Origin of the sequence: Comamonas thiooxydans (genome assembly GCF_000964545.1) — a bacterium.
Classification (GTDB): Bacteria; Pseudomonadota; Gammaproteobacteria; order Burkholderiales; family Burkholderiaceae_C; genus Comamonas; species Comamonas thiooxydans.
Genome location: NZ_BBVD01000008.1, coordinates 156,051 through 178,904, shown reverse-complemented (window position 1 = coordinate 178,904; position 22,854 = coordinate 156,051). Strand labels below are relative to the sequence as shown.

21 protein-coding genes are annotated in these 22,854 nt (G+C 61.2%); 12 read left to right on the top strand and 9 right to left on the bottom strand.

The features are described 5' to 3' along the window. Window positions 1-876 precede the first annotated feature (876 nt). Window positions 877-1,170, bottom strand: a complete 294-nt coding sequence (locus Cth01_RS14225) for an H-NS histone family protein (protein WP_003067427.1) — start codon at window positions 1,168-1,170, stop codon at window positions 877-879. A 920-nt stretch (window positions 1,171-2,090) separates the two neighbouring features. Here Cth01_RS14225 and Cth01_RS14220 point away from each other — a divergent pair. Then, the gene (locus tag Cth01_RS14220) at window positions 2,091-4,322 is read left to right on the top strand and encodes an NADP-dependent isocitrate dehydrogenase (RefSeq protein ID WP_003067431.1); all 2,232 of its coding nucleotides are present in this window, start codon (window positions 2,091-2,093) and stop codon (window positions 4,320-4,322) included. Window positions 4,323-4,512: 190 nt separating this feature from the next. Continuing rightward, window positions 4,513-4,803: a CPCC family cysteine-rich protein gene (locus Cth01_RS14215; RefSeq protein WP_034358251.1), complete on the top strand. Its 291-nt coding sequence runs from the start codon at window positions 4,513-4,515 to the stop codon at window positions 4,801-4,803. Here Cth01_RS14215 and Cth01_RS14210 read toward each other — a convergent pair. The 3 genes from Cth01_RS14210 to Cth01_RS14200 all read right to left on the bottom strand — a co-directional run bounded on the left by Cth01_RS14210 (window position 4,783) and on the right by Cth01_RS14200 (window position 6,337). Then, complete coding sequence (locus Cth01_RS14210; RefSeq protein WP_034358249.1) at window positions 4,783-5,343, bottom strand: hypothetical protein; 561 nt, start codon at window positions 5,341-5,343, stop codon at window positions 4,783-4,785. The two genes, Cth01_RS14215 and Cth01_RS14210, sit on opposite strands and share 21 nt — an antisense overlap. A 24-nt stretch (window positions 5,344-5,367) precedes the next feature. After that, window positions 5,368-5,868 (bottom strand): DUF192 domain-containing protein, encoded by a 501-nt coding sequence (locus Cth01_RS14205; protein WP_034358247.1) that lies wholly within the window; start codon window positions 5,866-5,868, stop codon window positions 5,368-5,370. 214 nt (window positions 5,869-6,082) lie between these two features. Beyond that, a complete protein-coding gene (locus tag Cth01_RS14200) occupies window positions 6,083-6,337 on the bottom strand; it encodes a hypothetical protein (protein ID WP_428839332.1) in 255 nt (84 codons plus the stop codon). Window positions 6,338-6,502: 165 nt separating this feature from the next. On the opposite strand from Cth01_RS14200, the gene icd reads away from it, so the two are divergent. Both icd and Cth01_RS14190 read left to right on the top strand, forming a co-directional pair. Continuing rightward, window positions 6,503-7,765: an NADP-dependent isocitrate dehydrogenase gene (icd, locus tag Cth01_RS14195; protein WP_034358243.1), complete on the top strand. Its 1,263-nt coding sequence runs from the start codon at window positions 6,503-6,505 to the stop codon at window positions 7,763-7,765. A gap of 204 nt (window positions 7,766-7,969) precedes the next feature. Continuing rightward, window positions 7,970-10,357 carry a membrane-bound PQQ-dependent dehydrogenase, glucose/quinate/shikimate family gene (locus Cth01_RS14190; protein WP_045839510.1) on the top strand — a complete coding sequence of 796 codons (2,388 nt, stop codon included), beginning with the start codon at window positions 7,970-7,972 and terminating at the stop codon, window positions 10,355-10,357. 166 nt (window positions 10,358-10,523) lie between these two features. Here Cth01_RS14190 and Cth01_RS14185 read toward each other — a convergent pair whose 3' ends face one another. Beyond that, window positions 10,524-11,294 (bottom strand): DsbA family protein, encoded by a 771-nt coding sequence (locus tag Cth01_RS14185; RefSeq protein ID WP_045839509.1) that lies wholly within the window; start codon window positions 11,292-11,294, stop codon window positions 10,524-10,526. A gap of 144 nt (window positions 11,295-11,438) precedes the next feature. On the opposite strand from Cth01_RS14185, the gene Cth01_RS14180 reads away from it, so the two are divergent. The 3 genes from Cth01_RS14180 (at window position 11,439) to mnmH (ending at window position 15,029) form a co-directional block, all read left to right on the top strand. After that, window positions 11,439-11,981, top strand: coding sequence for a retropepsin-like aspartic protease family protein (locus tag Cth01_RS14180; protein WP_012838794.1), 543 nt, complete (start codon window positions 11,439-11,441; stop codon window positions 11,979-11,981). A 253-nt stretch (window positions 11,982-12,234) separates the two neighbouring features. Continuing rightward, window positions 12,235-13,590, top strand: coding sequence for an alanine/glycine:cation symporter family protein (locus Cth01_RS14175; protein ID WP_034358234.1), 1,356 nt, complete (start codon window positions 12,235-12,237; stop codon window positions 13,588-13,590). Window positions 13,591-13,973: 383 nt separating this feature from the next. Then, window positions 13,974-15,029 (top strand): tRNA 2-selenouridine(34) synthase MnmH, encoded by a 1,056-nt coding sequence (mnmH, locus tag Cth01_RS14170; RefSeq protein ID WP_045839508.1) that lies wholly within the window; start codon window positions 13,974-13,976, stop codon window positions 15,027-15,029. Window positions 15,030-15,081: 52 nt separating this feature from the next. On the opposite strand, the gene Cth01_RS14165 is transcribed toward mnmH, so the two are convergent. After that, a complete protein-coding gene (locus Cth01_RS14165; protein ID WP_034409763.1) occupies window positions 15,082-15,591 on the bottom strand; it encodes a GNAT family N-acetyltransferase in 510 nt (169 codons plus the stop codon). Between the two features lie 9 nt (window positions 15,592-15,600). Then, window positions 15,601-16,218, bottom strand: coding sequence for a LysE family translocator (locus Cth01_RS14160; RefSeq protein ID WP_012838790.1), 618 nt, complete (start codon window positions 16,216-16,218; stop codon window positions 15,601-15,603). 134 nt (window positions 16,219-16,352) lie between these two features. Here Cth01_RS14160 and Cth01_RS14155 point away from each other — a divergent pair, with 134 nt between their 5' ends. Together Cth01_RS14155 and Cth01_RS14150 are read left to right on the top strand one after the other, a co-directional pair. Continuing rightward, the gene (locus Cth01_RS14155) at window positions 16,353-17,840 is read left to right on the top strand and encodes an aminotransferase-like domain-containing protein (protein WP_034409760.1); all 1,488 of its coding nucleotides are present in this window, start codon (window positions 16,353-16,355) and stop codon (window positions 17,838-17,840) included. A 100-nt stretch (window positions 17,841-17,940) separates the two neighbouring features. Then, entirely contained in the window at window positions 17,941-18,732 is a 792-nt protein-coding gene (locus Cth01_RS14150; RefSeq protein WP_034358223.1) for a hypothetical protein, read from the top strand. A gap of 7 nt (window positions 18,733-18,739) precedes the next feature. On the opposite strand, the gene Cth01_RS14145 is transcribed toward Cth01_RS14150, so the two are convergent. After that, the gene (locus Cth01_RS14145) at window positions 18,740-19,075 is read right to left on the bottom strand and encodes a cupin domain-containing protein (RefSeq protein WP_034358600.1); all 336 of its coding nucleotides are present in this window, start codon (window positions 19,073-19,075) and stop codon (window positions 18,740-18,742) included. Window positions 19,076-19,244: 169 nt separating this feature from the next. Then, on the bottom strand, window positions 19,245-19,631 hold the full coding sequence (locus Cth01_RS14140; protein WP_233425175.1) for a hypothetical protein: 387 nt from the start codon (window positions 19,629-19,631) through the stop codon (window positions 19,245-19,247). Between the two features lie 489 nt (window positions 19,632-20,120). Between Cth01_RS14140 and Cth01_RS14135 the strand changes: the two genes are divergently transcribed. From Cth01_RS14135 to Cth01_RS14125, 3 genes are read left to right on the top strand one after another with little or no spacing between them, the layout of a single operon-like run. Beyond that, entirely contained in the window at window positions 20,121-21,107 is a 987-nt protein-coding gene (locus Cth01_RS14135; RefSeq protein ID WP_034358219.1) for a Bug family tripartite tricarboxylate transporter substrate binding protein, read from the top strand. Window position 21,108: 1 nt separating this feature from the next. Further along, on the top strand, window positions 21,109-22,419 hold the full coding sequence (locus tag Cth01_RS14130; RefSeq protein WP_082085669.1) for a CaiB/BaiF CoA transferase family protein: 1,311 nt from the start codon (window positions 21,109-21,111) through the stop codon (window positions 22,417-22,419). Further along, a complete protein-coding gene (locus Cth01_RS14125) occupies window positions 22,404-22,796 on the top strand; it encodes a cupin domain-containing protein (RefSeq protein WP_003075812.1) in 393 nt (130 codons plus the stop codon). The genes Cth01_RS14130 and Cth01_RS14125 overlap by 16 nt, the downstream gene beginning before the upstream one ends. Window positions 22,797-22,854: the final 58 nt, after the last annotated feature.

The following is a 22,854-nucleotide window of genomic DNA, read 5'->3' as shown; positions in this document are numbered from 1 at the left end:
GCTAGTTCGGCAGAGCAATGTGATATTCAGTAGTCAGCAGATAAATAGCGTTCTTTTTCAGCGTTTTTGATACGATCAAGACGCATTACACAAATGCTGAATTCAATTTGCCGCGCATTTTTACGGTGGAGCCTCTAGAAGAGCTCGCTTTTTTCTTTTGAATTCTTGAGCCATATCAATTTGGAGAACGTTATAAAAACGCCCAGCTTTGATTGAAGACTGAGCAGTTTTCAGGAGTGGTGTTCGACTAGGGTTCGGCACACGAAAGCGAGCGAGGTGGCGAGGCTATCGCTGCATCCGGCTTCCTCCTGAGCGACTTGATCTTCTCGGGCTGGCCAAATGACTTGAAGTTTCTGGACTTGGGCCGAAAGCCCTGCTTGGACATGTGAGCAAGTCCCTTGTCGCAGCCCGCTGAATGTGGCTTCGCTCACGGCGTGGCTGTGAACCTATCAGCGGCATTCTGTGAATGACAGGCGACGCTTACATTGAGCAGCTTGCTTGGGCACAGATGGATCGATACGGTACGGCACGGCACATCCGCAGGGAGACTGAAGACACATGGTGTGTCGTTCGAGTAGGGGCAGTACGAGCTGAGGGCTGAAAAGCTCTGGAAAATCAAAGGCAAGGCCGCCATCAGCATCAACGACCGGATTCTGCAATCCGGGGATGCTTCAAGGACTTTGAGATGGAAGCCCGGCGGCGGGAGTGCGCGGTTGGCGGCGATGCGAATCAGCGCGAATGTGGCGAATTGGCGATTTAAAACCGGGCCAAGAGCGAGGAGCCAGCCGAGGCAGTGTTGAAAGAATCGCAAGTGGGCGAGCAAGACCGGTCGCTGCGGCAGTCGGGAGAAATAAAAAGTGGCCGCTAGGGCCACTTTCAAATCTCAAACTGAGAACGATCTTGATCTTTGATCCAGTTCGGAGGCTTTCCTCGACCGGACCAAGTCTGGCCTGTGGTTGGGTCACGATATTTTGGAGCCACAGAGCCAGCCTCGCGTTTTTGTTTTTGCTTGGCGGCAGGGAAGACATCATCCTGTGTCAGTCCGAAAGCCTCGATCAAGCCTTTGATTTTTTGCACCGCGTCTGCGACTTCGGTCTTGCGGGCGGCAGCAATCTGCTGCTCAAGAGCCTCGCGTTGCGCCAACAAATCCTTATAAGAATGTGTACTCATCTAAAAGAGGTCCTATGTAAAGTTATGAACCAGCACTAAAGGGATGCACCCATACATGAGATACGTCGTTTATGCAGTTGGTTCACTTTCAATCGAAAGTGACCGCGTACATTGTGTCTTGGTTTGAGGTACGTCAACTCCAAAAGCTCAGGCGCACACAAAAAATAAGATGAGCTTTAGAGACAAGCAGGTTTAGAGACAAGCAGGTACTGAAGCGTCTCGTACTGCACGACGTCTTATTCAAAGGTATGGAGCGATTGGCTAGGTGTGACCAGAAGCCATCCTATTGAGTGCCCACAAAGCATTCGTTCGGCGCTCGCGGTAAGCCGACTTGAGCCGCTCAGTCAGAAGTGACCCATATGGTTTTGCAGGACTCCTTTTCAGCAGAAACCTACAGGGCAGCTAAAGGCCTGTTCTTGCCAGTGCTCCCGGTTGGAGGTCAACTGGTCAACGCATCCATCCAACGCCCCCATCGTCAACGGAGACTGGTCGATGGGTGATAAAACAACACATTCGAGTACGTGATCGCTTGCCAATTTGTCAGCCTTGGTGCCAAAGCCTGTGCTACTTTGTGCCAAAGATGGCGCAAATTTGTGCCAAAGGCCGCGCAACGCAACTTTTCAACGCAACTTGCACGGCTGTGATGGCCGCTAAATGAATGCGGCAGTGCGACTTTTTACATGGCAGAAAACCGGGAAAAAAAGCCTGTTTCCCAATGAAAACGCCTTTTGAAAGTTGAGCTAAATCCTTGAGTCTTGTACAAGACTTGAAAAAATCGGCCCGGTTGCGCGTAGAATTTTGTATTGTGGGAACGCATTGCATCAAGAAAGTGTCGTCCCGCTGTGTCAGGCCCCATTGCGCAAGCCCGGGATGCAGGCCCAAGGCACCTTTCCCCCTTTTTTCACAACCTGAGACAAGAGATGAGTACGCAGCAACCCACCATCATCTACACCTTGACTGACGAGGCTCCCCGCCTGGCTACCAGCGCATTCCTGCCCGTGATCCGTGCTTTCGCAGCACCGGCCGGCATCAATGTGGAGACCAGCGATATCTCGCTGGCAGGCCGCATCTTGGGCGAGTTCCCCGACTTTTTGACCGAAGCCCAACGCGCTCCGAACAACCTGGCTGAACTGGGCAAGCTGACGCTGACGCCTGAAGCCAACATCATCAAGCTGCCCAATATCTCCGCATCCGTGGGCCAGCTGCAAGAAGCGATCAAGGAATTGCAGGGCAAGGGCTACGCCATCCCCGACTATCCTGAAACCGCCACGACCGATGCCGAAAAGGACATCAAGGCACGCTACAACAAGTGCATCGGCTCTGCCGTGAACCCCGTGCTGCGCGAAGGCAACTCGGATCGCCGCGCGCCTGCTGCGGTCAAGAACTATGCCAAGAAGCACCCCCATTCCATGGGTGAGTGGAAGCAGTGGTCGCAAACACATGTGTCGCACATGGAAGAGGGCGACTTCTACCACGGCGAAAAGTCCATGACGCTGGACAAGGCCCGCGAAGTGAAGATGGTGCTGGAGACCAAGTCCGGCAACAGCATCGTTCTCAAGGACAAGGTCAAGCTGCAGGCGGCAGAAGTGATCGATTCCATGTTCATGAGCAAGAAGGCCTTGTGCGCCTTCTATGAAAAGGAAATCGAAGACTGCCGCGAGTCGGGCATCCTGTTCTCGCTGCACGTGAAGGCCACCATGATGAAGGTATCCCACCCCATCGTGTTCGGTCACTGCGTGAAGATCTTCTACAAGGAAGCCTTCGAAAAGCACGGCAAGCTGTTCGATCAGCTGGGCGTGAACGTGAACAACGGCATGGCCAATCTGTACGAGAAGATCGAGACCCTGCCTGCTTCGCAGCGCGAAGAAATCATCCGTGACCTGCACAAGTGCCAGGAGCACCGTCCGCGTCTGGCCATGGTCGATTCCGCCAAGGGCATCACCAACTTCCATTCGCCCAACGACGTGATCGTGGATGCTTCCATGCCCGCCATGATCCGCGTGGGCGGCAAGATGTGGGCCGCTGACGGCAAGCCTTACGACTGCAAGGCCGTGATGCCTGAGTCCACCTTTGCCCGTATCTACCAGGAAGTGATCAACTTCTGCAAGTGGCACGGCAACTTCGACCCCAAGACCATGGGCACCGTGCCCAACGTGGGTCTGATGGCGCAAAAGGCCGAAGAGTACGGCTCGCACGACAAGACGTTTGAGATCGCCGAAGACGGCGTGGCCAACATCGTGGACATCGCCACCGGCGAAGTGCTGCTGAGCCAGAACGTGGAAGCTGGCGACATCTGGCGCATGTGCCAGGTCAAGGATGCTCCTATCCGTGACTGGGTGAAGCTGGCTGTGACCCGTGCCCGCAACTCCGGCATGCCTGCCGTGTTCTGGCTGGACCCCTATCGTCCGCACGAAGCCGAGCTGATCAAGAAGGTGCAGACCTACTTGAAGGAATACGACACCAACGGCCTGGAAATCCACATCCTCTCGCAAGTGCGCGCCATGCGCTACACGCTGGAGCGCGTGGCCCGCGGTCTGGACACCATCTCGGTGACCGGCAACATTCTGCGTGACTATCTGACCGACCTGTTCCCGATTCTGGAACTGGGCACCTCGGCCAAGATGCTGTCCATCGTGCCTCTGATGGCCGGTGGCGGCATGTACGAAACCGGTGCTGGCGGTTCCGCTCCCAAGCATGTGCAGCAACTGGTGGAAGAAAACCACCTGCGCTGGGACTCGCTGGGTGAATTCCTGGCTCTGGCCGTCTCGTTTGAAGACCTGGGCATCAAGGAAAACAATGCCCGCGCCAAGCTGTTGGCCAAGACTCTGGACGAAGCCACCGGCAAGCTGCTGGACGAAGACAAGTCGCCTTCGCGCCGCACCGGCGAGCTGGACAACCGTGGTTCGCAGTTCTATATCGCTCTGTACTGGGCCCAGGCTCTGGCTGCTCAGACCGAAGATGCAGCACTGGCGGCCAAGTTCGCACCTCTGGCCAAGAGCCTGACCGAGAACGAAGCCAAGATCGTGGCCGAGATGAAGGAAGTGCAAGGCAAGGCTGCCGATATTGGCGGCTACTACATGCCCGACGTGGCCAAGCTGGACGCCGTGATGCGCCCCAGCGCCACCTTCAACGCCGCCATCGCGTCGGTGTAAGCCAGCTTGCCTCGCAGCGCGGGTTGCCCCGCCTGCGTGCAGGCAGTGCTCCATAAAAAGCCGGTGGACCTGAAAAGGTCGCCGGCTTTTTTGTGTCCGGTCTCAGTAGTTGCTATATAAATGGAAGCTTCCTGTGCCTGATGTATAAGCGCTGTAGCTTGATTTGATCCGAATTTATGAAAGGCGCTCCATGCCGCTGTATCAGTGTCCTTGCTGCGACTATTTCTCGCTGGATGAGCGTGGTGAGTACAGCATCTGCAGCGTCTGCTTCTGGGAAGACAGTGGCTGGGATGTGGACTGCCCGGATGAATACTCCGGCCCCAACCATATGACGCTGCGCGAAGGTCGGCGCAACTTTCAGTACTTTGGGGCCTGCGATTACCGAATGCTCAAGAGCGTGCTCCCACCGGCAGCGCGCAACCGCTATCGGCATGAACCGCGCGCTCTGAGTAAAGTGGCATCAATCCGCGTGGGGCAGTGATTGCCGTGCCTCGTCAACCCAGCGCACAAATCGTATGCCGGGATGCTGGTGCAGCAGCGGATAGCGTTGGCGGTGGTAGCAGTCCCAGTAACTGGCGGCCTGCTGCTTGCAGGTAGTTACAAAATCGGGGTTTTCGGCAGCAAAACGCCCGTAGCTGTGTGGCGATAGCCTATGGGTCTGGGCTGTCAGATGCTCGGCAATTTCCAGTACATACTCGCCAGCCGCGCGGACCACAAACGGCCGCACCCAGTCGCAGTCATGCGCCAGCAACTGGCGCAGACAGATTTCGCGCACATGCCCGTTGGCGTGGCGGCTGCCCAGGCACAGGGCCAGTTGATGTGTGGGGCCGCTGCTTTTTTGAATGCATTGCTGCAGCTCACGTTCGTCATAGTAGACGCGGTAGGGTGCATGCAGCAATTCGCCATTGATCCTTACCGTGAAGCCGGGGTAGGACTCAAGCGCTTGCGATTTTTCCAATCTCCGCAGCAATGCAACGGCGATATCGCTCAGTGCCTGTGGAAACCGCGGCTGGTAGAGCATGAAGGATGCTGATTCTGGCGGTGTTTAGCGATTGAAGGGCGCGCCACCCAGTTTGGTGCCGGCCTTGATGCCGCGCTTGGCAAACCAGCCCTGGTTCATCTCCAGCACATAGCGCACGGGCTTGGCCGAACAGTGGGAGTCCTCGCTCATGGGTTTCATGTCGGCCAGATTGACGATGGTGCCGTCATCGGCCACAAAGGCCGCCGTCAGCGGCAGGATGGTGTTGCGCATCCAGAAGCACTGCACGCCGGGTACTTCGAAGACAAAGAGCATGCCTTCCTGCTGCGGCATCTCCTTGCGGAACATGAGACCGATCTCGCGCTGCTGCGGCGTGATGGCCAGTTGGGTGTCGATGCGGTACATGCCGGCCGTCAGATCGATGCGGCGCAGATTCGTCTGCGGCTGACCTTCTTCGCGGGCCATGGCCGGGTTGCCGAACAGGCCCAGCAGGGCGGTGCAGGCCAGGGCCAGCAGCGGGGCGCGCCAGCCGGATTTGGGGATTGTCTTGGTGGGGAGGTTCTTCATGAGCCTTGCATGCCAAACAGGAAGTCGGAAGTCACAAGCCTATAGCAATCCGCGTGGGTTGCGGTGCAAATCGCTGTCGCAAATAGGCGGCCGGAGCCGGTCTGCAAAATGCAAAGCCTGCAGAACTTTCCGTCCGGCAGGCTTGGGTGTGAGTCAGATCCGGCGTGCAGAGGCTTGGAGTGCCGGTATCGTCAGACCGGTTTTCAGCGCGCGATCAGGCTGGCTTTTGCATCTTTTTGCTGCTGTGCTGCATATGATGCTTTTTGGCAGGTTTTGCCTTCATATGCTTGACGGTGGGCGCCGCTGCTGCTGCGGAAGGTGTGGCAGGCTGCGCCGGCGCGGCGGCTTGAGCAAAAGCGCCAGCAGCGAACGAACCAGCAATCAGGACAGCGAGTAGTTTTTTCATAGTTGCCAATTTCCTAGAGATGCGGCAATGCCAGGTTTCAGATTGAAGTGAGGAGCAGCCCATCTGACCCTCACACCCTCTCAACAGCAGCTCTGTGCCGCCGTTGACAGGTTTTTATGCTGTATTTCTTAAAATTTGCTTAGAGCAAGGTGCCAAAATCGGGGGCAACAAAATAGCACCAAAAAGGTGCGCCGCCGCGCAATATTCAAGACTAGGAGATTCCACAACATGAGCACGTCCCAGCACATCCAGGTTCCGCCGCAGGGGGAGAAGATCAGCGTCAACGCGGACAAGACACTGAATGTTCCGAGCCAACCCATCATCCCCTTCATCGAGGGCGATGGTGTCGGTGTCGATGTGACGCCGGTGATGCGCAAGGTGGCTGACGCTGCCGTTGCCAAGGTCTACGGCAGCCAGCGCAAGATTGCCTGGATGGAGGTGTATGCGGGCGAGAAGGCCACGCGCGTCTACGGCCCCGATGTCTGGCTGCCCGAGGAAACCGTCGCCGCTGTGCGCGACTATGCCGTGTCCATCAAGGGCCCGCTGACCACGCCCGTGGGCGGCGGTATCCGCTCGCTGAACGTGGCGTTGCGCCAGGAACTGGATCTGTATGTCTGCCTGCGCCCCGTGCAGTACTTCAAGGGCGTGCCTTCGCCGCTCAAGGAGCCCGAAAAGACGAATATGGTGATCTTCCGCGAGAACTCGGAGGACATCTACGCGGGCATCGAATACGCGGCCGGCAGCGAGAAGGCGAAAAAGCTCATCGACTTCCTGGCCAAGGAAATGGGAGCCAACAAGATCCGCTTTCCCGAAACCTCGGGCATCGGCATCAAGCCCGTCTCGCGCGAGGGCACGGAGCGCCTGGTGCGCAAGGCCATCCAGTACGCCATCGACAACAACAAGCCCAGTGTGACCCTGGTTCACAAGGGCAACATCATGAAGTACACGGAAGGCGCTTTCCGTGACTGGGGCTATGCCCTGGCGCAGCGCGAGTTCGGTGCCGAGCTGATCGACGGCGGCCCCTGGTGCCGGATCAAGCACCCGAAGACGGGCAAGGACATCATCATCAAGGACTCGATCACTGATGCCTTTTTGCAGCAGATTCTGATGCGTCCGGCCGAATATTCGGTGGTGGCCACGCTCAACCTCAACGGCGACTACATCTCGGATGCGCTGGCCGCGCAGGTGGGCGGGATCGGCATTGCTCCCGGTGCCAATCTGTCGGAGAGCATTGCCTGCTTCGAAGCCACCCACGGCACGGCGCCGCGCTATGCGGGCAAGGATTATGTGAACCCCGGCTCCATGATTCTGTGCGCCGAGATGATGCTGCGCCACATGGGCTGGCGCGAGGCTGCGGATCTGATCGTCGAGTCGCTGGAAAAAGCCATCCAGAGCAAGCATGTGACCTATGACTTCGCCCGCCTGATGGACGGTGCGACCCAGGTGTCCTGCTCGGGCTTCGGGGATGTGGTGATCTCGATGATGGACTGAGCTGCGCCGCCTGCCTGGCAGCTTTGAAGATCTGCCGGCACTGTCATCTCAGCGGCCGCACCGTCTCCACGGTGCGGTTTTTTTATGCCTTCTTACCTGGGGCTTGTAGTCCTGAGGCTGGCGTGCAAAGCCTCGAAAGTATGTCGATGTGTATCGGCGTTAAGGCGTGCAATACACAAATGGCAATTAATTTCAGGTGAGGCTATGGCTCCTTCATCCAATGACGGGCGCTGGTACTGGCTTGCAGTGGCGTTGCTGATGCTGCTCATGGGTCTGTACCTGACCATAGGCGGCGGCATTCTGCTCGGCAAGGGAGGCAGCTGGTACTTTGTGCTGATGGGGTTGGCGATGCTGGCGTCGGCCACACTGCTGCTGGCGCGGCGCAGGGCTGGCGCCCATCTCTATGCGCTGGCCTTTGTGCTGAGCATGGTCTGGGCCTGGTGGGATGCGGGCTGGGAGTTCTGGCCGCTGGTGTCGCGCCTGATGGTGTTTGCCGTGCTGGGCCTGCTGGTGGCCCTGGGCTATGCACAGCTTGAGGCGGGCAAGCTGGTCATGAACGACTACGGACGCCTGGGAGCCGCAGTGTCGGTGGTGGTGCTGGGCCTGGGCATAGTCGCGACGGCCGTCAGTGCCTTCTCACCCAAGGGCGTGATTGCCCCCGAGGTCACCGAAGTGCCTTCGGTAGGCTCCATGGAGATCAAGGCCTCGGACTGGACGGACTGGGGGCAGGGCCCCGCAGGACAGCGCTTTGCGGCTGTCGAGCAGATCAGCCGGGACAATGTCGACAAGCTGGCCGTGGCCTGGACGGCGCGCACCGGCGATGTGCCGCAGAGCACTGGCTCGGGTGCCGAAGACCAGAACACGCCGCAGCAGATCGGTGACCGCCTGTATGTCTGCACGGCCTACGGCAAGGTGCTGGCGCTGGATGTGGACACGGGCGAGGAGAAGTGGAAATTCGACCCCGAAGCCAGGTCACCCAACTGGCAGCGCTGCCGAGGCCTGGGTTACTTCGATGGCAATGAGGCCGCAATCAAGGCCTCGGGCGCACTCGGCAAGCCCAGAGATGCTGTGCCAGGCTGCAGGCGTCGTCTGTTCCTGCCCACCATCGATGCGCGCCTGATCGCGCTGGACCCCGACTCCGGCAAGCCATGCACCGACTTCGGCAAGGACGGTGTGCTGGATCTGACCGAAGGCATGGGCGAGGTCAAGCAGGGCTGGTATCAGCAGACCTCGGCGCCGCTGGTGGCCGAGAACCTGGTGATCGTGGGCGGCCGCGTGGCCGACAATTTCTCGACCGACGAGCCCTCGGGCGTGGTGCGCGCCTTTGATGTGCACAGCGGCAGGCTGGTCTGGGCCTGGGACCCGGGCAATGCCGACATCACCGGACAGCCGCCCCAGGGGCAGACCTATACGCGCAACTCGCCCAATGTCTGGGGCGGCATGTCCTATGACGCCAGACTGGGGCTGGCCTATCTGGGCACGGGCAATGCGACGCCGGACTTCTATGCGGCCCAGCGCACGCCGGAGATGGAGAAGAACAGCTCCGCCATCGTGGCCATGGATATCAGGACCGGCAAGCCGCGCTGGCTCTACCAGACTGTGCACCACGATCTGTGGGACTTCGACATTCCGTCCCAGCCCGCTCTGGTCGATGTGAGCAATGCCCAGGGCGGGGTGGACCCCGCGCTGCTGCAGGTGACCAAGCAGGGCATGATCTTCATGCTCAACCGCGAGACCGGCGAGCCTCTGGCAGAGGTGCAGGAGCTGCCCGTGCCGCAAGGCCATGTGCCCGGTGAGCGCTATGCGCCGACCCAGCCGCATTCCACGGGCATGCCCAATATCGGCAACCAGACCCTCAAGGAGTCCGATATGTGGGGGGCCACGCCTTTCGATCAGCTGCTGTGCCGCATTGCCTTCAAGGACATGGATCATCAGGGCGTGTTCACGCCGCCGGGAATGGGGCCGACGCTGCAGTTTCCGGGCTCGCTGGGCGGCATGAACTGGGGCAGTGTCTCCATAGACCCGATCAGTCAGACCATGTTCGTCAACGATATGCGCCTGGGTCTGGCGAACTACATGATTGCGCGCGCTGATATGAAGCCGGGCGCCAGCGGCATCGAGATGGGGGCCGTGCCCCAGGAGGGCACGCCGTTCGGCGCCATGCGCCAGCGCTTTCTGTCGCCGCTGGGCATTCCCTGCCAGAAGCCGCCCTTTGGCACCATGACGGCCGTGGATCTGAAATCGCGGCAGATCAAATGGCAGGTACCCGTGGGCACTGTGCGTGACACCGGTCCTCTAGGCATTCCCATGTGGCTGACCATTCCCATCGGCATGCCCACGCTGGGGCCGTCCATGGTCACCAAGTCGGGGCTGGTGTTCTTCGCGGGCACGCAGGACTTCTATCTGCGCGCCTTCGACAGCGCCAACGGCAAGGAGATCTGGCGCTCACGCCTGCCCGTGGGCAGCCAGGGCGGGCCGATGAGCTATGTCTCGCCCAGAACCGGCAGGCAGTATGTGGTGATCACCGCCGGTGGCGCACGCCAGTCGCCCAAGCGCGGTGACTATGTGATCGCCTATGCCCTGCCGCAGTAGCGAAGGCAATAGCGACAGGGTGTGGAGCCGTCGGCAGATGGATTAAAAAAGATAGCTTCTTGCGCTTGATGAATAAGGAATTAAGATTGAATAATGCCTGAACTCTTTAAATACAAAGCGCTGTGAGCTATGAATAAAAGAGTATCTGCCGCGCAGGCTGTACCGCTCAGCGCGCTGGCAGCTCGCAGCCGTCGGGGCCGCAACTGGGGTCGCCACTGGTGTCGGTGTTGCCGGCCTGCTGCTGGTTGAGCTCGGCAATCTGCTCGGCCCAGGCGGCCAGCTGCTGCTTCCAGCCGTCGACATCGCCCAGCCATTCGCCGATCTCGATGCGCTGCACGGCGCGCTGGCCAGCCTGCTCGGGGTGGTCGAACTCCAGCGCCAGGGTGGGGAAGCCCTGGCCCTGCACCATGCCCAGCCATTCGCGGCTTTCGGCAATATGCTTTTGCGTGGCCGCGCCGCTTTGCTCGGCGTAGGCCACGTCATAGGCCGTGCTGTCCAGGCCGATGCCGGCTGCCAGTTCGCGCAGCACGGCGGGCTCGCTGATGCGGCGGCCTTCCACGTAATGGGCTTTTTGCTCGGCAGCCAGCATCTCCAGGCCCTTGCCTGCCAGCGCTTCGGCGGCCAGCAGGGCCGTGGTCGGGGGCTCGGAGTCCAGCGGCGCGCCAATGTCATTGAGCAGACCGTTGAGATAGGCATCGCCAAAAGGCTGGCCCGTCATCTCTGCAATGCGCTGGTCGCTGGGCATGACTTTGTCACGCCAGTCCGCGGTGATGGTGCGCGTGTGGGCTCCGGTCAGCATACCGCCAGCATGCCATTGAACCTCGATGCCGGGCACCTCGCGCGCGGCCTTGACCAGCGGGGCAGCGGCATAGCACCAGCCGCACAGAGGATCGAAAATATAGTGCAGCACCAGGGCGGGCAGCTTGGATGTGTTCATATTGGGCGACCTTGCAGGCCGGTAGATTTGCAAACAAGCTTCAATGTAAGCGCGGTAGCGGCGCTGGCGCCGTAATGGCCGGGTATGACCTTGGCGCCGGTCTTGGCAAAATGGCTGCATTGTCCTCAGCTTGTTTGCCTGCCCATGCGCCTGAATGTCACGCCGCCGCCCCAGTCCTCGCCAGAGTCCGAGCCTTCCCCGCAATCCGTGGCACGGCGCAGCACCATGCTGTTTCTGCTGTTCTGGCTGGTGGTCATGGCTGCGATGTATCTGGCCATGCAGCATTTCCTCAAGCCGGCCCAGGCCAAGGTCATGGCCGACGGCACGGTGCGCATAGAGCGCGGCATGGACGGGCATTTCCGTGTCAAGGGCTATGTCAACGATCAGCCCGTCACCTTTATGGTCGATACCGGTGCCACCTCGGTCAGCGTGACCGATGCGCTGGCCGAGCGTGCCGGCCTGGAGGGGGGCGAGAAAGTGCGTTTTCGCACGGCCAACGGCGAACGTGACGGCCGCATCGTCACCGCCGACGAGGTCCGTATCGCCAGCCTGCGTGTGCGCGACGTGCGCGTGGGCACGGGCTATACGGGCGACGATAGCGACGACGCCTTGCTGGGCCAGAACTTTCTGCGCTTCTTCGATGTGCAGATGAGCGGCGATGAAATGCTGCTGCGCCCGCGCAAGTGAGTGCCGTGAAGACACTGGCCGTGATTTTTCGCACTTGTGCGAGTCATAGGTCGCGGCAGCCCAAAAGCGATCGCAGACTGGATTAAAGTAGGGCGCTTTGCCAACCGGCAAACAGGAATAGTGCGCTGTGCGTGGGCCTCACACGGGCCTCTTGCGGTTGCCGCACTCGCCGCTCATGGGTGAAAGACATGTTCCGGGACTGTTGCCATTCAATGGACCGCAGGCGAAAGCTGGCTGCGGCAGACGACACTCAATGGACTGGTTAACCCAACTCTTCAAAGCCCTCAACGATATTGTCTGGGGCGTTCCCATGATCGTGCTGATTCTCGGCACGGGTTTTTATCTGCAGGTCCGCCTGGGCTTCATGCCGCTGCGCAACATCGTGCGCGGCTTCCGCATGATCTGGCGCAGCCGCCGTCCCGGCGACAAGGCCGATGGCGACATCACTCCCTATGCAGCGCTGATGACGGCACTGTCCGCCACCGTGGGCACGGGCAATATTGCCGGCGTGGCCACGGCCATTGCCGTGGGCGGCCCGGGCGCACTGTTCTGGATGTGGATGACGGCGCTGCTGGGCATGGCTACCAAGTATGGCGAGGTGGTGCTGGCGGTGAAGTACCGTGAGAAAAACGACCACGGCCAGTGGGTGGGCGGCCCGATGTACGCCATCAAAAACGGTCTGGGCAGCAAATGGAAATGGCTGGGTACGCTGTTTGCCATCTTTGGCGGTCTGGCCGGTTTCGGCATCGGCTCCATGGTGCAGTCCAACGGTATTGCATCGGCCATGCACACGGCTTTCGGTCTGGAGAGCTGGATCACAGGCCTGGGCCTGGCCGTGCTTACCGGTGCCGTGGTGCTGGGAGGCATCACCCGCATCGGCGCGGTGGCCGAAAAGCTGGTGCCTGCCATGTGCGTGGCCTATGTGATCTGCGTGCTCTATGTGCTGGGCGTGTACTTCGACCGCATTCCGGCTGCGTTTGCACTGATCTTCGAGCAGGCCTTCAGCCCCACGGCGGCCACGGGCGGCTTTCTGGGCTCGACGGTGCTGATGGCCATCCGCATGGGCGTGGCGCGCGGCATTTTTTCCAACGAAGCGGGCCTGGGCACGGCCGGCATCGCCCAGGCTGCTGGTGCCACGCGTGACCCCGTTTTCTCGGGGCTGGTAGGCATGATGGGTACCTTCATCGACACCATCATCGTCTGCACCATGACCGGGCTGGCCATCGTGGTCAGCGGCGTCTGGAATTCCGGCGCTACCGGGGCCGTGCTGTCCACCCAGAGCTTCGAGGCCGCCATGCCCGGTGTGGGCAAATATGTGCTGGCCGTTTCGCTGTCGGTATTTGCCTTCACCACGATTCTGGGCTGGGCCTATTACGGTGAAAAATGCTGGACCTATCTGGTCGGCACCATCTGTGAAAAGCCCTTCCGCATCCTCTGGACCATCAGCGCCTTTGTGGGTGCCGTGGCCACGCTGGACTTTGCCTGGCTGGTCGCCGATACGCTGAACGCGCTGATGGCGATTCCCAATCTGATCTCGCTGCTGCTGCTCTCACCCGTGATCGTGCAGCTCACGCGCGAATACTTTGCGCGCCAGGATAACCAAGCCTGATCATTTTGATAGCTCTAGGCACTTGACGCACAAGTGCTGGAGCTTGACTTGACCTCACACAGGGCGCAGTTGTGCAAGCAGCTGCGCCCTGTGCAGTTTTGGGGCCGTGGCTGAAGCAGCCCCGCATATCTGCGAAAATACCCCCTATACAGGGAATGACTGTTGCGGAAAATCTTGCCGCAGCCGTTGTGCGTATCGAGGCTCGATCCACGCCCTTGCTTCGTGGCCTGCCGGTCTTCATCTTGAGATGAGACTGCAGGTTTTTCATGTTGCCGAGCCTCAGGTCGAATCGCTGCATTGTCGCGATTCCCGCTTTGCGCCCGACCACACGCCATTGCCCGGCAGCCATGCAGGCCGTCAGGCGCAGCCATGGATAGTCCGCCGTGTCCCACCGCCAGCCCGTTCGCGTTCCCGAACGTCACCAGTTTGATGCCCTGATCGATGCCCGCTCGCCCGCCGAGTTTGAGCAGGACCATATCCCCGGCTCCATCAACTGTCCGGTACTGAGCAATGCCGAGCGTGCCGAGATCGGCACCATCTACAAGCAGGTCAGCCCTTTTGAGGCCAAGCGTCTGGGGGCGGCCTATGTGTCGGCGAATCTGGCACGCCATCTGCGCGAAACCTTTGCCGACAAGCCTGCCAACTGGAAGCCCCTGGTCTATTGCTGGCGCGGTGGCCTGCGCAGCGGCTCCATGGTGACCTGGCTGCGTCTGGTCGGCTGGGATGCCCAGCAGCTGGCCGGCGGCTACAAGGCGTTTCGCGGCCATGTGATTGCGCAGCTTGAAAGCCTGGTGCCTAAGCTGCAGATGCGCGTGCTCTGCGGCGCCACCGGCTCGGCCAAGACCCGTGTGCTGCATGCGCTGGCCCAAAGCGGCGAGCAGGTGCTGGACCTGGAGGGCTATGCCAGCCACAAGGGCTCCTTGCTGGGCGGTCTGCCCGGCATCGAGCAGCCCAGCCAGAAGCGTTTCGAGACCCTGATTGCCGAGCAGCTTGAGACCTTCGATCTCTCGCGTCCCGTCTATCTGGAGGGTGAGAGCGCAAAGATCGGCCGCGTCGGCCTGCCGCTGGTGCTGGTGCAGCATCTGCACAAGGCTCCGGTCATCGAGGTGCGTGCGACGACCGCCGCACGTCTTTCCTATCTGCTGCGCGACTATGCCTACCTGGGGGACGATCCCGAAGTGCTGGCCACCAAGCTGGGCTGGCTCAAGGAGCTGCAGGGCAAGGAGACCGTGGGCCGCTGGCAGCAATGGGCGCGGGCCGGGGAGCTGCATTCGCTGTTCGAAGAGCTGATGCTGAGGCACTATGACCCGCACTACGAGCGCTCCCAGTCGAATCACTTCGAGCAATGGCCTCGGCGCCAGGTTCTGGAGACAGACCAGCTTTCGGACGAGGCCATCGCCGGTCTGGCGCAGCAGATCATTGCGATGCAGGCGCGCTGAGCCAAGCCGCTTGTTCAAGCCTGCCGGCTGGAACGGGCCGGTGCGATGCGGATTAGTCCAGCTTCATCACCATCAGCACCTCGTCGAAATACTCGCCGTCCACATACAGGGCCGCAGGCTCCAGCCCATATTCGCTAAAACCTGCTTGCTCATACAAGCGTAGTGCGTTGCCGTTGCCGGCATTGCAGCCCAGCATCAGCTGTCGCAAGTTCAGCGCTCTGCCGTGCTCAACAGCCGTCTCCAGCAGGCGGCGGGCCAGGCCTTGGCCTCGGGCCGGCGCAGCCACGTACATGGCAAAGAGATTGCCCTTGTGCGCAGTCTTTTCTCCTTGCTCGCGATACATGCCCAGGGTGGCGCAGAGTCTGCCGTCTGCGTCAAAGCCTCCCCACATGGCTTGACCTGGCGTGCTGCCGAAACGATTCAGTATCTGCGCATCACCGAGTGCCTGTTCGCTGGCAGGTGTGGCACCGAAGGCGGTGGGGCATTCTGTCAGGGCTTGCAGGCGCAGGGCGCGATAACTGCAAAGGTCGGACTCGGTCAGTTGGCGTATGTCATATTGCATGGACCGAGTTTAGACATGCTCGGCAAAAATGGGCACCAGCGACAGCAGCAGCAGACCGGCCATCACGCCGTTGAACATGCGCAGTGCCTGTGGAGTGCGCAGTGCGCGCCCCACGGTGCTGCCGAACAGGGTCCAGACGCTGATGCTGGGATAGTTGACCAGGCCCAGAACAAGGGCCGACAACATCAGATTGACGAAAAAGCCTTCGCGCGGTGTGTAAGTCGCGACCACGCCCACGGCCATGATCCAGGCCTTGGGGTTGACCCACTGGAAGGCAGCGGCCTGCCAGAAACTGAACGGTCGGCTGCCCGACTGACCCTGGTCCACGCCGCCGGCACGGGCGATTTTCCATGCCAGCCAGATCAGATAGGCCGCGCCCACATATTTGAGCAGGGTGTAGATGCGTGGCTCGGCCTCGAACAGCTTGCCCAGGCCCGCGCCGATCAGCAGCACCATGATGACCACGCCCAGACAGATACCCAGCATATGCGGCACGCTGCGGCGATAGCCGAAAGTGGCCCCCGAGGCCGTCAGCATCACATTGTTGGGGCCGGGCGTCACGGAGCTGACAAAGGCAAACATGGCCAGTGGCAGGATGAAGGCTGAGGATTCAGGCAGAAATGGCATGGTGAACCTTGGGGCTGCATAAGCGTTGTGCCTCTATACTAAGATCTGTAGTCAGTACACTATCAGTACACTTTTGCGGGCCAGTTGATGAGCTGGCCTGCTCTAATTGACCTGACACTTTGAGGAAGCACTTCATGCTGGATGCTCATATCGACGGCAGGGCAGCGACCCCGGCAGCCTTGCCTGTGGCCGCTACGGCATCCCTGGGCTGGCAGCCCATGCGCTCCAGTGCAGCAGGCCTGGTGGAGCAGTTGGTCGAGCATTTCGGCGGGCTGATCCGCAACCACGGCCTGCGTGTGGGCGTGCGCCTGCCTTCGGTGCGGGCGTTGGCGGAAAGCGCAGGTGTCAGCCGAGACACCGTGGTCCAGGCCTACGACAAGCTGGCTGCCCAGGGCCTGGTGCAATCGCGGCGCGGCAGCGGTTTTTATGTGGCTGCCCAGCGCCGCGTGATGGAGCCTGCCGCCGTGGCTGCCGCCTCGGCACAGCCGGCGGACTTCGACACCGCTTATCTGCTGCGCGGCATTTTTCGCGACGACAGCGCGGGCACCGGGGGCGCAGGCTGCCTGCCTTCGAGCTGGATGGACCAGGGCCTGATCACGGGCGCCATGCGCGCCATCACCCGTAACAATGCGCGGGCCGAGCAGAGCTTTCTCAGCTATGGCCATCCACAGGGCTTTCTGCCATTGCGCCAGCAGATCGCCTCGAATCTGCAGGCCCAGGAGGTGCCGGCTCATCCCGAGGCCAACCTCATGACGGTGGGCGGCGTGACCCATGGTCTGGACCTGGTGGTGCGCTGTTTTCTCAAGCCCGGCGATACCGTGCTGGTCGAAGACCCGGCCTGGTTCCTGATCTTCGGGCGGCTCAAATACATGGGCGTGAATGTCGTCGGCGTGCCGCGCCTGCCCGGCGGGCCCGATGTGGCGGCCCTGGCATCGCTGGCCCAGAGCCACAAGCCCAAGCTCTTCATCCTCAACACGGCGGTACACAATCCCACGGGACTGAGCCTGTCTGCCGGCGTGGCCCACGAGGTGCTGCGCATTGCCGAGCGCCATGATTTCCTGCTGGTCGAGGACGACACCTATGCCGAATTCCTGGGCGCCATGCCGCTGAGGCTGGCGGCCATGGACAGATTGCAGCGCGTGATTCTGGTGGGGGGCTATTCCAAGACCTTGTCGGGCGGCCTGCGCGTGGGCTATATCGCGGCCAAACCCGAGTATGTGCACCGCCTGACCGACATGAAGCTGCTGGCGGGGCTGACTTCGTCGCTGCCGGCGGAGCAGATCGTGCACCATATTCTGGCCGACGGTTCCTTTCGCAAGCATGTGGACCGGCTGCGTGAGCGCGTGGACCGCGCGCGCGGGCGCTGCCTGCGCAAGCTCGAAGCGCTGGGCTGCCATGCGGAGTACGAACCCGTGGCCGGCACTTTTGCCTGGGTCGATTGCGGCGTGGACACCGAGGTTCTGGCGCGTCAGGCGGCGCTGAGCAATCTGCTGCTGGCTCCGGGCCTGCTGTTTTCGCCGCAGCAGGCAACCAGCAGCAAGCTGCGCGTGCCCGTGGCGATGGCTGACCAGACCGAGCCATGGAAGGTGCTGGAGCAGATCCTCAGGCAGCTGCGCAAATAGCGCCGAAACCGGTGCCTGGGCGGGGCGTCGTTCACGATTGATAACAATCGCGCGCCTCTAGCGTGATTGAGCGCATCGCATCTGCTGTTATGTTTGTAGCATGACAGCAGCACGAGCTTTGCCCCATGCCGCCGCAGGCCACTGCAGGCGCGATTTCCTGCGTGCTCGCCCGCGCATGGGGCGGTGGCTGCTGTCAGGGCTTGTGCTTTGCGGTCTGGCCGCTTGTTCCAGCGCCCCCACGAATCACGGCGAAGTGAAGGGCGAGAACTTTCACTCGCTCGAGCTGCTGCAGTCCGACAGCAACCGCATGGCAACGCTGGCCATGAAGGAGAATCTGGAGAGCCTGTTTCTCATCATGGACAAGCTCTATCGCCGCAACCCCGCCGAATGGAAAAAGACGGCTTCCAGCCGTGAAGCGGCCATGACCTATGTGCGTATTGCCGTCATGGAGCGCCAGCCCTGGCATGAGCTGCAGGACAAGCGTGACGTGGCGGCGCTGTCCCTGGCCTTGCAGCCCGAGTTCGCCGGAGACCGGGTCGCAGCCTTCGTCCATGCTGCAGCCGATATGCTGATCACCGCGCATGGCGGGCGAACCAGCTTCACGCTGATCGACGGGCTGGACCCGCAGCATGTCTTCAATGCGGCGCGCAATCTGGAAATTGCCAACTGGATTCTCAACTCGCGCAAAGCACCCGGAGGAAAGCCCTTGCTGTTATCGAATCAGATAGCGGAAGAGGGGCGCAATCTGAGCTTCGAGCGCGAGATGGGAAAGATCATCGGCCGGCTGGATCTGGTGGCGGATTACACCACCGAGCGCTACCGGCGCTCCGTCATCGGCTATGCGCAGGGATTGCTTGCCGGCCCGTTCATGCAGTTTTTGCCCGTTCGATAGAAGTTCTTCAGACCTCACAGAGCACGATGGTGGCAATCGCGGACGAGTCTTCCATGGCACGCACAGCGTGGGGCATATTGGCTGGCAGATGCATGAGTTGCTTGGGGCCCAGTTCATGCACGGTCTGGCCGATGAGAACTTCGAGCCGACCTTCCAGGCATTGAAGGCTGACGCTGCCAGGCACGCGATGCGGCGGCAGCGACTGGCCCGAGCGCAGCACGACGCGAATGACTTCCAGATCTTCCGCCTTGAAGAGCACGCTCGAGTGAGCGGCAGGAAGCCTGGCTCCGTAAGGAGCGACATCCAGAGCTTGGTGGGTGGGCGTGGAGTGGATATGGTCCATGACAGCACCTGAGCGAAAGCGGTAATAAGGCATTCTCCCCCGAGTGGGGCCCAAGTTCAATCACCGTTTTGTGACAGCGCTGTAGGGCATCAGGCCTTATCGCCTCGTTTCGTTGCTCATCAGCGGTGTTTGGCGCGTATCACTGAGGCCCGGGCGCGACTGACAGCTGTCATGCCAGGTGCCGCAGATTCTCGGCAGGCATGGGGCTGAAGCCCGCTGCCGCGAATTCTGCAGCCCAGCGTTTCAGCAGGATCGAATAAGCGTTCAGGAAGAACTGTCGAGGAGCCTGAATCTGCCAGGTTGCGGGAAGGTAGAAGCAGTCGTCGTGGCTGTCTTCCAGTGGGGCTGCAAAGTCGTATTGCAGGCTTTGCAAGGCGGCTTGCAATGACCGGGTCAGCATCACTTTATGCGCAGTGCTCCATGAAGCCTGCTCACAGCAGGGAAAGAAATAGCGATCGAGCAACTGCAGCAACTGCTGGGGATCGTTGGGATCATAGGCTGCGAGCTCCTGCCCCAAAGACTCTTCCCGATCATAGATGTCGAAGGGCGCCAGCAAAAGAGACGGGTCGGCATGGAACTCGATGTCGCTGCCGGGGTGCTTGAGAGGCTCGGCCATGGTCGGAGGAATACAGAGGAAACAAGGCGACAGTCTGCCATTGGGCGGCGCTTCAACGCCGTATCCGCTCCAGCTATTTGCTCAAACTGAATGCCTTGCGCCAGCACCAGACCGAGCGACTAGTTGTGGTGTGGCTCATGCGGAGCACGTATTGCCGCCAGGCGTCGGAGCCGCTCTTGCTCTCGCTGTCGCTGCTGCCACCTCAAGGGCATAAGGGCTGTGGACGCAGGTACGAATCCGGCTCATTTCTCCGTGTAGAGGGGGAAGGCGAGGCGTCGTGCGCAGCGGCTGGGAATGTCTAGCTGGATTTAATGATTCGTAAATCGAATAATTTATGCGGTTTAAACAATTGGACTTGAATGATTGAACGCTTCAGCATGCAGTGCAGGCACCGGATACAGGTGCCGCAGCCTGAACAAGGAGACAAGCATGAACAAGCGATTCTTACTGCGCGCCTGTGCGAGCGCAGGCCTGGCAGCCACCATGAGCATGGGCTTTGGCGGGACGGTGCTGGCTCAGGAGAGCTATCCCGCAGCCCCCATCACGCTGGTGGTGCCGTTTGCTGCTGGCAGCGGCACCGATGCGGTGGCGCGCGTGGTGGCCAACAAGCTGGGCGAGCGACTCAAGCAGCCCGTGGTGGTGGACAACCGGGCCGGGGCCAATGCCCAGATTGCAGCCGCGCATGTGGTCAAGGCCAAGCCGGACGGCTATACGCTGTTCATGACCACCAACACCTCGCATTCGGCCAATCCCTGGCTGGTCAAGGGGCTCAAGTACGACCCCGTCAAGGACTTCACGCCCGTGGCCCGCGTGGGCGAGCTGCCGTTCGCGCTGGTGGTCCATCCCTCGGTGCCGGCCAAGACCGTGGCCGAGCTGATTGCCTATGCCAGGTCGCATCCGGACAAGCTCTCCTACGGCACGCCCAACAGCACCTCGCTGGTGGCTTCGGAAACCTTCAAATACATCACGGGTACGCAGATCACCGGCGTGCCCTACAAGTCCAGCCCGCAGGCATTGACCGATGTGATGGGCAACCAGATCCAGATGTATGTGGCCGACCTGGGTTCGGCCTGGGGCACGCTCAAGACCGAGCGCGTGCGCACGCTGGGCGTGACGGCGGCCAAGGGGTCGCAGCTGCTGCCCAATGTGCCCGCCATCGGCAAGACGCTGCCGGGCTTCGACATCACCTCGTGGAACGGCATCTTCGGCCCGGCCGGCATGCCCAAGGCCATTGCCGAGCGCATCAACAGCGAGCTGCAGCTCATTCTCAAGGACAAGGCCGTGCAGGAGCAACTGGCCCAGGTCGGCTTCGAAGTCTGGCCCACGGCCACGCCCGACGAGTTCGCGCTCTATGTGAAGGAGCAGCTCGCCAAATGGGGGCAACTGGTCAAGCAGGCCGGCATCGAGGCGCAGTGAGATGACGAGCATGTATAGCGATAGCCGTCAGGCTGCGGGCCACACAGCGGGCCCATCAGCGGGTACTTCGGCTGGTCCATTGGCCGGTGTCAGGATAGTGGACATGACCTCGGTGATCATGGGGCCGTTTGCCACGCAGATTCTGGCCGCCCTGGGTGCCGATGTGATCAAGGTGGAATCGCCCGATGGCGACAACATGCGCCATGTAGGCCCCATGCGCAACCCCGGCATGGGCCCCATTTTTCTGCAGGCCAACCAGGGCAAGCGCTCCGTGGTGCTCGATCTCAAGCAGGCCGCCGCGCGTCAGGCGCTGCTGCAGCTTCTGGTCGATGCCGATGTCTTCATCAGCAATGTACGCCCCCAGGCCATGGCCCGGCTGGGACTGGACTGGCAGACGCTGGAGCAGAGCCATCCGCGCCTGATCCATGTGAGCTGCTGCGGCTTCGATCAGGCCGGCCCCTATGCGACCAAGCCGGCTTACGACGACCTGATACAGGGGGCGACCGGCGTGCCCTGGCTGGCCCAGCAGTACGGCGGGGGCGAGCCGTCCTATGCGCCCATGACGCTGGGAGACCGGGTCACGGGCCTGCATGCGGTCTATGCGGTTACCGCCGCACTGTATGCGCGCGAGAAGAGCGGCCAGGGCCAGGCGGTGGTCGTGCCCATGTTCGAGGCCATGACGCAGTTCATCCTGGGCGATCACATGGCCGGGCTGAGCTTCGAGCCACCGCTGGGCGATGCCGGCTATGCGCGGCTGCTGACGCGCCATCGCAAGCCCTACCGCACCAGCGACGGCCATCTCTGCGTGCTGATCTACAACGACAAGCACTGGCACAGCTTTTTCCAGGCCATAGGGCAGGGCGAGCGCATGCATGAGCCCATGTTTGCCACCCACGGCCAGCGCGCAGCGAATATCGATGCCGTCTATGCCGAGGTGGCGAGCCTGATGCGCGAGCGCAGCACGGCCGAGTGGCGCGCGCTGCTCGATGCGGCCGATGTGCCGAATATGCCCATGGCTTCGCCCGAGGACTTGCTGGCCGACCCCCACCATGCGGCTACGGGTTTTGTGCGCGAGATCGAGCATCCCAGCGAGGGGCGGCTGCGCACCACGGCCAATCCCACGCAGTGGAGTGCAACGCCTCCGGGCCGCGAGGTCAGCGCTGCGCCGCAGCTGGGCCAGCACACGCTGCAGGTGCTGCGCGAGGCGGGTCTTGGCGAGGCGCAGATCGCCGCACTGCAGGCCAGCGGTGCCTGCATGCAGGCTTCATCATCCAACGATCAAAGAGAGGCAGAGACATGCCCCGCTATCTGATCCGCGAGCAGGACGTACAGGGCTACAGCCCCGCCAACCACCACGGCACGGTGAACCGCCGCCTGGTCAGCCAGGCCAATGTAGGCGCCCAGCACATGGAGGTGGTGCTCGGAACGCTGGAAAAAGGCGGTGGTGCGCTACCACATGCCCACCCCGGCATGGAGCAGGCCTGCTATCTGCTGGACGGCACGGCCGAGGTGGAGGTGCAAAGCCAGGGCCAGACCGAGCGCTTTGCCATGCAGGCGGGCGACACCTGCTTTTTCCCCGAAGACTGCATGCATGTGTTTCGCGTCACCAGCGACACACCCGTGCGTCTGCTGGTCATCTACAGCCCGCCCTATGGCGAGAACCCGGCGCGCGTGCGCCGGCCTGATTGATAAAAAACAATAGCTGATAGCGCTTGTGAGACAGGCGTTTGAGGTGGATTTCATTGAG

Coding starts and splice junctions, on each gene's coding strand:
- Cth01_RS14225 (WP_003067427.1), bottom strand. CDS start 1,170: ATGAGTACACATTCTTATAAGGATTTGTTGGCGCAACGCGAGGCTCTT.
- Cth01_RS14220 (WP_003067431.1), top strand. CDS start 2,091: ATGAGTACGCAGCAACCCACCATCATCTACACCTTGACTGACGAGGCT.
- Cth01_RS14215 (WP_034358251.1), top strand. CDS start 4,513: ATGCCGCTGTATCAGTGTCCTTGCTGCGACTATTTCTCGCTGGATGAG.
- Cth01_RS14210 (WP_034358249.1), bottom strand. CDS start 5,343: ATGCTCTACCAGCCGCGGTTTCCACAGGCACTGAGCGATATCGCCGTT.
- Cth01_RS14205 (WP_034358247.1), bottom strand. CDS start 5,868: ATGAAGAACCTCCCCACCAAGACAATCCCCAAATCCGGCTGGCGCGCC.
- Cth01_RS14200 (WP_428839332.1), bottom strand. CDS start 6,337: ATGGGCTGCTCCTCACTTCAATCTGAAACCTGGCATTGCCGCATCTCT.
- icd (WP_034358243.1), top strand. CDS start 6,503: ATGAGCACGTCCCAGCACATCCAGGTTCCGCCGCAGGGGGAGAAGATC.
- Cth01_RS14190 (WP_045839510.1), top strand. CDS start 7,970: ATGGCTCCTTCATCCAATGACGGGCGCTGGTACTGGCTTGCAGTGGCG.
- Cth01_RS14185 (WP_045839509.1), bottom strand. CDS start 11,294: ATGAACACATCCAAGCTGCCCGCCCTGGTGCTGCACTATATTTTCGAT.
- Cth01_RS14180 (WP_012838794.1), top strand. CDS start 11,439: ATGCGCCTGAATGTCACGCCGCCGCCCCAGTCCTCGCCAGAGTCCGAG.
- Cth01_RS14175 (WP_034358234.1), top strand. CDS start 12,235: ATGGACTGGTTAACCCAACTCTTCAAAGCCCTCAACGATATTGTCTGG.
- Cth01_RS14165 (WP_034409763.1), bottom strand. CDS start 15,591: ATGCAATATGACATACGCCAACTGACCGAGTCCGACCTTTGCAGTTAT.
- Cth01_RS14160 (WP_012838790.1), bottom strand. CDS start 16,218: ATGCCATTTCTGCCTGAATCCTCAGCCTTCATCCTGCCACTGGCCATG.
- Cth01_RS14155 (WP_034409760.1), top strand. CDS start 16,353: ATGCTGGATGCTCATATCGACGGCAGGGCAGCGACCCCGGCAGCCTTG.
- Cth01_RS14150 (WP_034358223.1), top strand. CDS start 17,941: ATGACAGCAGCACGAGCTTTGCCCCATGCCGCCGCAGGCCACTGCAGG.
- Cth01_RS14145 (WP_034358600.1), bottom strand. CDS start 19,075: ATGGACCATATCCACTCCACGCCCACCCACCAAGCTCTGGATGTCGCT.
- Cth01_RS14135 (WP_034358219.1), top strand. CDS start 20,121: ATGAACAAGCGATTCTTACTGCGCGCCTGTGCGAGCGCAGGCCTGGCA.
- Cth01_RS14130 (WP_082085669.1), top strand. CDS start 21,109: ATGACGAGCATGTATAGCGATAGCCGTCAGGCTGCGGGCCACACAGCG.
- Cth01_RS14125 (WP_003075812.1), top strand. CDS start 22,404: ATGCCCCGCTATCTGATCCGCGAGCAGGACGTACAGGGCTACAGCCCC.